This is a genomic window from Salegentibacter sp. UBA1130, from assembly GCF_002311535.1.
Lineage (GTDB): Bacteria > Bacteroidota > Bacteroidia > Flavobacteriales > Flavobacteriaceae > Salegentibacter > Salegentibacter agarivorans.
This window is the reverse complement of sequence record NZ_DCAP01000029.1, coordinates 1-5,943: the sequence shown is the minus strand read 5'-3', so window position 1 is coordinate 5,943 and position 5,943 is coordinate 1. Positions and strand designations below refer to the sequence as shown.

Annotated in this window: 4 protein-coding genes; all 4 read right to left on the bottom strand. The window is 35.8% G+C overall.

Annotation, left to right across the window (positions count from 1 at the left end):
• Window positions 1-274: 274 nt before the first annotated feature.
• Window positions 275-868, bottom strand: coding sequence for a 3-keto-disaccharide hydrolase (locus B4F31_RS11675; protein WP_286761354.1), 594 nt, complete (start codon window positions 866-868; stop codon window positions 275-277).
• 52 nt (window positions 869-920) lie between these two features.
• Window positions 921-1,736: a 3-keto-disaccharide hydrolase gene (locus tag B4F31_RS11670; RefSeq protein ID WP_286761353.1), complete on the bottom strand. Its 816-nt coding sequence runs from the start codon at window positions 1,734-1,736 to the stop codon at window positions 921-923.
• A 42-nt stretch (window positions 1,737-1,778) separates the two neighbouring features.
• On the bottom strand, window positions 1,779-3,122 hold the full coding sequence (locus tag B4F31_RS11665) for a Gfo/Idh/MocA family protein (RefSeq protein WP_286761352.1): 1,344 nt from the start codon (window positions 3,120-3,122) through the stop codon (window positions 1,779-1,781).
• Between the two features lie 100 nt (window positions 3,123-3,222).
• Entirely contained in the window at window positions 3,223-5,466 is a 2,244-nt protein-coding gene (locus B4F31_RS11660; protein WP_286761351.1) for a LamG domain-containing protein, read from the bottom strand.
• Window positions 5,467-5,943: the final 477 nt, after the last annotated feature.

Below are 5,943 nucleotides of genomic sequence, written 5' to 3'. Positions count from 1 at the left end.
AAGGTTTACGAGGATAAATAAGCAGGAGGTATTACGATTTTTGTAATAATCCCTGCGAGCAGCCTTGCTCTCGTTTCCACATATTCTCAAGGATAAAGATCTGATTATTACTAATAAAAAAATCCTGAAAATCTTTCGGGACTGTTCATATAAGAATTATTAAAAAAAAGCCGTCTGTCACAAAATGAAGACGGCTTTCAAACTAAAACACATTATTGAAAAACTACTTAACTGTATATATTGCTGTAATTGAAATCTTTAAATTACTTCTTAATTAAATTTGTTTAAGTTTAATATTTCTCCAGTACACTTTAATCCCTCCCCCATCGTGAATTTGTAAAGCGATTTTACCGGTAGCAGCTCCTATTTTTTCATCAGAAAAATCAACCATCTCCACGCCGTTTAACCAACTGGTTACCTGGTTGCCTTTTACTCTTATCTTTAATTTATTCCATTCTCCATACTTAAGTGCATCTTCTTTTTCTGGGGCTGGTTTAATCAACCAACCACGTCCATAAGATTCATAGATCCCACCAGTATGAAGATTTGGTGGTGCCACCTCTACCTGCCAACCAGCTATTTTAGTACCTTCAATTTCAGACCTTATAAATACTCCGCTATTCCCATCCGCTTCTTGTTTAAATTCTAAATTCAATTCAAAATCTTTGTAATTTTCCTTAGAGGCAAGATATCCATATGCTTTATCGGGACCGCTTTCTGAGATCAACAATCCATCTTCTACATACCATTTTTCAGTACCATGTATTTTCCATCCTTCCAGATCTTTTCCGTTAAAAAGATCTTTTCCAGATTGACAACCCGTAAATGCAATACTTAATAAGATCGCAACTAAACTAATTTTTTTCATTTTATATTTTTTAAAATAATTATCCGTTTATCTAATTTTTAGGATATTGAATTTATAATCTTTTAATTTTAATATTTCTAAACCAGATGGGGCTGGCGTGGTCCTGCAAACCGATATAACCAGACTTAAACTTTGCATAATCGGGACTGCCTTTCCATTTACCTGAATCTCTTTTCTCTTGCCAGTCTTCAGATTTAGGATTGAATGACACTACCATTTCCCCGTTAAGCCAATGTTCCACTCTCTCTGGGGTATATACAATCTTACTCGTATTCCATTCTCCAACCGGATTCAATTTTTTCTTCTCAGAATCGGGTGCGTACATCGCATAATCGGCAGCTGTTTTGTTTAATGGCTTTAATTCTGAAAGGTTTTCAGTATGACCAAGACTTTTATTGTAACTAACAAGGTCATGAATATTCTCATAATTTTCATCATCTATAAGCTGATATTCAGGAGCTACTTTTGATGGGTTTTCATAGCCCTCTTTTACATGGTAGAAAATCCCGCTATTTCCCCCTTTCGGAAGTTTCCACTCCAGGGAAAGTTCAAAATTATCAAACTCTTCAGCACCATAGATAATGTCCCGGCCTCCGGTATAATCTTCTTCTTTCCCAAGATCGGTTTTATAGGTTAATATACTATCTTCTATGACCCAACCCGGGGGCATCTCTTCCTCGCCATAACCTCGCCAGCCCTCAAGGCTACTACCGTTGAATAAATATTGCCAGTCTCCCTCTTTTTGTTGAGTCTGGGCAGTATTTTCCTGATTTTGGTTATTGGTTTCAATTTCTTCCTGTTTTTTATCTGAATTTTTACACGCTATGGTCGAAGCTGCCAAAAGCACGTATACCATTATTTTTTTCATCTGAATTATTTTAGGTTGAAGTATTATTATGAACTTTTAGGATTAACCTAATTTCATTTTTTCAGGATCCCAATTTATAAATCCGTTCTTTTTATAACTTTCATTACAAAGTAAAGCCGGGGCAGCAGCGCGAAATCCGAAAACAGGGTCTTCAGCTACGGAACCATTCTCTCGAATTGCGGTAAAGAAATTAGCAAAATGGTCGTAATGCGCTCCTTTATAACCGTTTTGCGCTTTATAAATAGTTTCCAGTGGTGGAACCAATTTTTTGCGGTCTGGTCGTCCAGACTCTTCTTTTGCTTTTTCTGCCAAAAATGGATCATCACTTTCACCACCAGCATTGCGTTTTAAGGTTAGACTATCCCAGGCTATATCCATAGATCCTTTACTTCCTACCAGTTTTAAGAACGTACTACCACTGGTACCGTCTACGAAATTACAACGCAGGGAAAGGTTAAAAGCCGGATGTTGTTTAGTATCGGGATAATCAAACATTCCTAAAAGTACATCCGGAACTTCCCGTCCATCGTCCCAATGACGTAAACCTCCGGTGGCTGCAATTTTGTTAGGTCCATAAGAGTTCGTGATAAAATGCAGGCTGGAAAATAAATGCACAAATAAATCACCCGCCATTCCTGTTCCATAGTCTAAATAATTACGCCATCTAAAAAAGCGTAAAGGGTCGAAAGGCCGATCTTCACTGATGGAGATATATTTCTCCCAATCTACGGTTTGAGTAGAAGCATCATCTGGAATAGGATATTGCCAGGCCCCAAATGCGGAATTACGAGCCCAGAAACCTTCGGCATAATTTAAAGTTCCTATTGCGCCTGCCGCCAATAATTCTTTAGCCTTTTCATTGCCAAGAGAAGACATTCCCTGGCTACCTACCATATAAATTTTACCGGATTTCTTCCAGGCTTTTATAATCTCGTTACCTTCGTCTACGCTGTGTACCATAGGTTTCTCACAGTACACATGTTTACCTGCATTTAAGGCGTCAACACTCATTTTTTTATGCCAGAAATCTGGAGTTCCTATAATAACTGCGTCAATATCATCACGCTTAAGGATATCTTCGTACTTTTTGGTAAGGAACAGGTCACTACCCCATCGTTCTTTGGATTCTTCTAATCTACCATCATATAAATCACAAACGGCAAGTAAATTAATATTGTCATGGCTTAAAGCAGTAGTAGTATCTGCCACTCCCATTCCCCCGGCACCTATTAAGGCGATATTTAAGGTTTTGTTACCAGTAAATTTAGTTTGCCGGTTAAGTAAATTTACCGGTTTTGCTTCGGCAGCAAAGCTTGAGGGGATTATGGCAGCAGTGGCTCCTGCTACTCCCAATTTTTTTATAAAAGAACGTCTATTATTCTCCATAGTTATTAGATAGATTTAATTTTTTAACTGCGTAAATCTAACAGGGGAAGACGTAATATTAAGGGTAATAAAAGGGGTAATAACCCCGAAAATTTCTGATTTATTTAACTAATTTCATAAATTCCGGGTCAATAGTCTCGCTATAATAACTTTCGTAAAGTTTTTTATAGTTTTCAATGGTTTTCTTTGCCGAACCGTATTTTTCCTGTTGTAATAGACAGGAAACTTTTTTCCTAACCGCAGGTTCAAATAAAGGATCTACCACCAGAATAGCTTCAATAACTTCAATCTTTCTCGAATTATCTAAAACTTCGTTTTCCAGGAACGGAGTTAACAGGTCTAATACCCTGGAATTATATTCGGCTTTAATAGCATCCAGCCATTCTACTTCTACCTGGGGAAGTAAAGGTCCTTTAGAAACAATTCTGGCAAATTCAATAGCATGAATCTCAGAATGAATTTCCTTTTCTGATGACCAAAAATCAGGTAGTACATTATTTAAGATAAAAACGTCTACTTTACCTGTGTCTGAAAATTGAAATTTCCATTTTTTATCTTCAAATAAAATTTCAGCATCAAGCTGCTTTTCCAGGGTTTTTCTCAATTCTTTTATTTGAGTACTTCTATTATTTTTTTTGTTTTCAGATGGAAAACCCGGCCACAGGATATCGCTTAGCTTTTTTGAAGTGATTCCACCATCGCGTAGCGTAAATAGTAAAATCAAGATTAATAATTCTCTCCGTTTTGGAGGTAATTTTGATGTAATATCTTCTCCCTTTTTATTCCACACCTTAAACCCATTTAATAAGTTAATGCTGTTTAGTTTGATATTTTGCTGAACTGGAGCCAGGGGTTTTTCCTCCGGGATCTGGGTTTCTGGTTTTACTGTGGGCTTTCTTCGGAAAATAAAGAATGCGGGGATGATTAAAATCAAAAAAAGACCCGTTAAATACAACCAATTATTGGTAAAAAAAGAATGCTGATCGCTACCCGTTTTTTTCAAATAAACACTTTTGATTTCATCATCACTTAATGCTCTATCCCATATTTTTAAATCACTCATTAGCCCGGAATAGTATTGACCCCAGAGATTTGTTCCTATAAGTAAGGCATGATCGGTCTGCCGAATATCCGAGGCAGCAATTTCCTCTACCAAGCTCCCATTTACATATACATGGAGTTTTTGTGTGGGCACATATACGAAGGCCACATGGCTCCACTCTCCTTTTTTGATTACAGCTTTTGAGGTAGTATGATCTTTAATTCCGGTAGTAGTAAATTGTAACCTACCATCATAAATTTTTGCTGAGAAAGCTTCCCCTTTTCCAATTAAACTAAAACTTCCATCTACCTCATCTGGTTTTATCCAGGCGCTAATACTTATTTCTTCCAGCCTATCCTCCGGTCTACTCCTAATGTCTATATAACTCGAGGTACCGTTAAAAATACTGACGCGTTTATCTCTAAATGTATCTTTTTCAAACTCAACATCAGTAGCGGTGCTTTTATCATCCTTATTGGCTAAATTAGCCACTTGTCCATCCAGGGGCAGGGAATACCTTAACTTTTCCTCTATCTCATATTTTATGGCCCGAAATGTTTTTGGTCCTGAAATTCTTCTGTTTTCATCGGTAAAATTATGGATATCAGGAGAGAACATAAATCCCCTTTTTTGGGGTGATAAGGTGGAAGCACTGGTCCTAAAAACACCACAAGTTTCCAGATGGGGGAATTCTTTCCAACCAACTTTGTTTAATTCTTCATTATTATAAGTAATCCTGGCTTTATATATTGGCTTCTTATAAAATTCTTTTTTTAAATACTCAATATCTTTGATGAAAGGTGAAGAAATAATATCGGGAACCACTCCTTTGCTGAAAAGTAGTTCTTCAAGAAAAAAATCAATCTCTTTTTTACTTTTTAAACTATCAACGGATATGAGATTAAATTCTTTGCAAACCTCAATCCCTGATAATGAATCGCTTACAAAAGGAATGTAATTTAGTTGATTTGTTTCAATTCCAATAATTTCATTTTCTTTAGAAGAACCTGGCGGTTTTGTAAAAATTTTGAGAGAATCGTCTAAAAAATCCTGTAGTTTTTCTCTGTCGCGATTATACAGTAAAAGAACCTGGCGCTGGGTGCTCAAAAGTCCATTGAAACCGTCTTCATTATTATTTAATTCAGAGACAGCTTCAAAGTAAAATGTATTGTACCCTTTTTTTAAATCAGATAAAGGATTAGAACTACCAGTTTTTAAAAGCCACAAAGAATCAGGGTGTTTGTCCTGTCCAAAAGTGCAAACACTCCACACAATGAATACCAAAATGAAGAATCTCTTCATAATTTACTAATAGAAGGTTTTTCTGAGGGAGAAAGTTAGTGAAAAAAGCCAGAGTTTTAGAGTCTTTTCGCTGATCTATCACTCAATTTCTTCCAATTATTTGGTACTTAAAAGTTAAGAGAAATGTAATCTTATAAATAACTGTTTAATAAATAATTTATTGAAATATTAAATTTTTAACTCCAGATTTGGGTGTTATAGGTACCTTAAGGAGAAGATATTCTCCAATTTTTTAGCTAAATTAAATGATTTAAAGATTCTTCTAACATAGCTTATGCATTATTGAAATTGCATGGTACGCAATAGTTATTATTAAACCCGAGGCACCGACTTCAGAAGCATCAAGTGCAGATTATAGCCCAGTATATCAATTAAAGAATAAAATAATTGAACAACCTTAGGTTGTATACCTGCTAATTCTCATTTTTATTGCCCTAATACTGCTTGACAATTTTATCATTCTGTAATTACTCCTAT

Bases quoted from the DNA above. Each gene is read 5' to 3' on its own strand.
- B4F31_RS11670 (WP_286761353.1), bottom strand. From the start codon at position 1,736: ATGAAAAAAATAATGGTATACGTGCTTTTGGCAGCTTCGACCATAGCG.
- B4F31_RS11665 (WP_286761352.1), bottom strand. From the start codon at position 3,122: ATGGAGAATAATAGACGTTCTTTTATAAAAAAATTGGGAGTAGCAGGA.
- B4F31_RS11675 (WP_286761354.1), bottom strand. From the start codon at position 868: ATGAAAAAAATTAGTTTAGTTGCGATCTTATTAAGTATTGCATTTACG.
- B4F31_RS11660 (WP_286761351.1), bottom strand. From the start codon at position 5,466: ATGAAGAGATTCTTCATTTTGGTATTCATTGTGTGGAGTGTTTGCACT.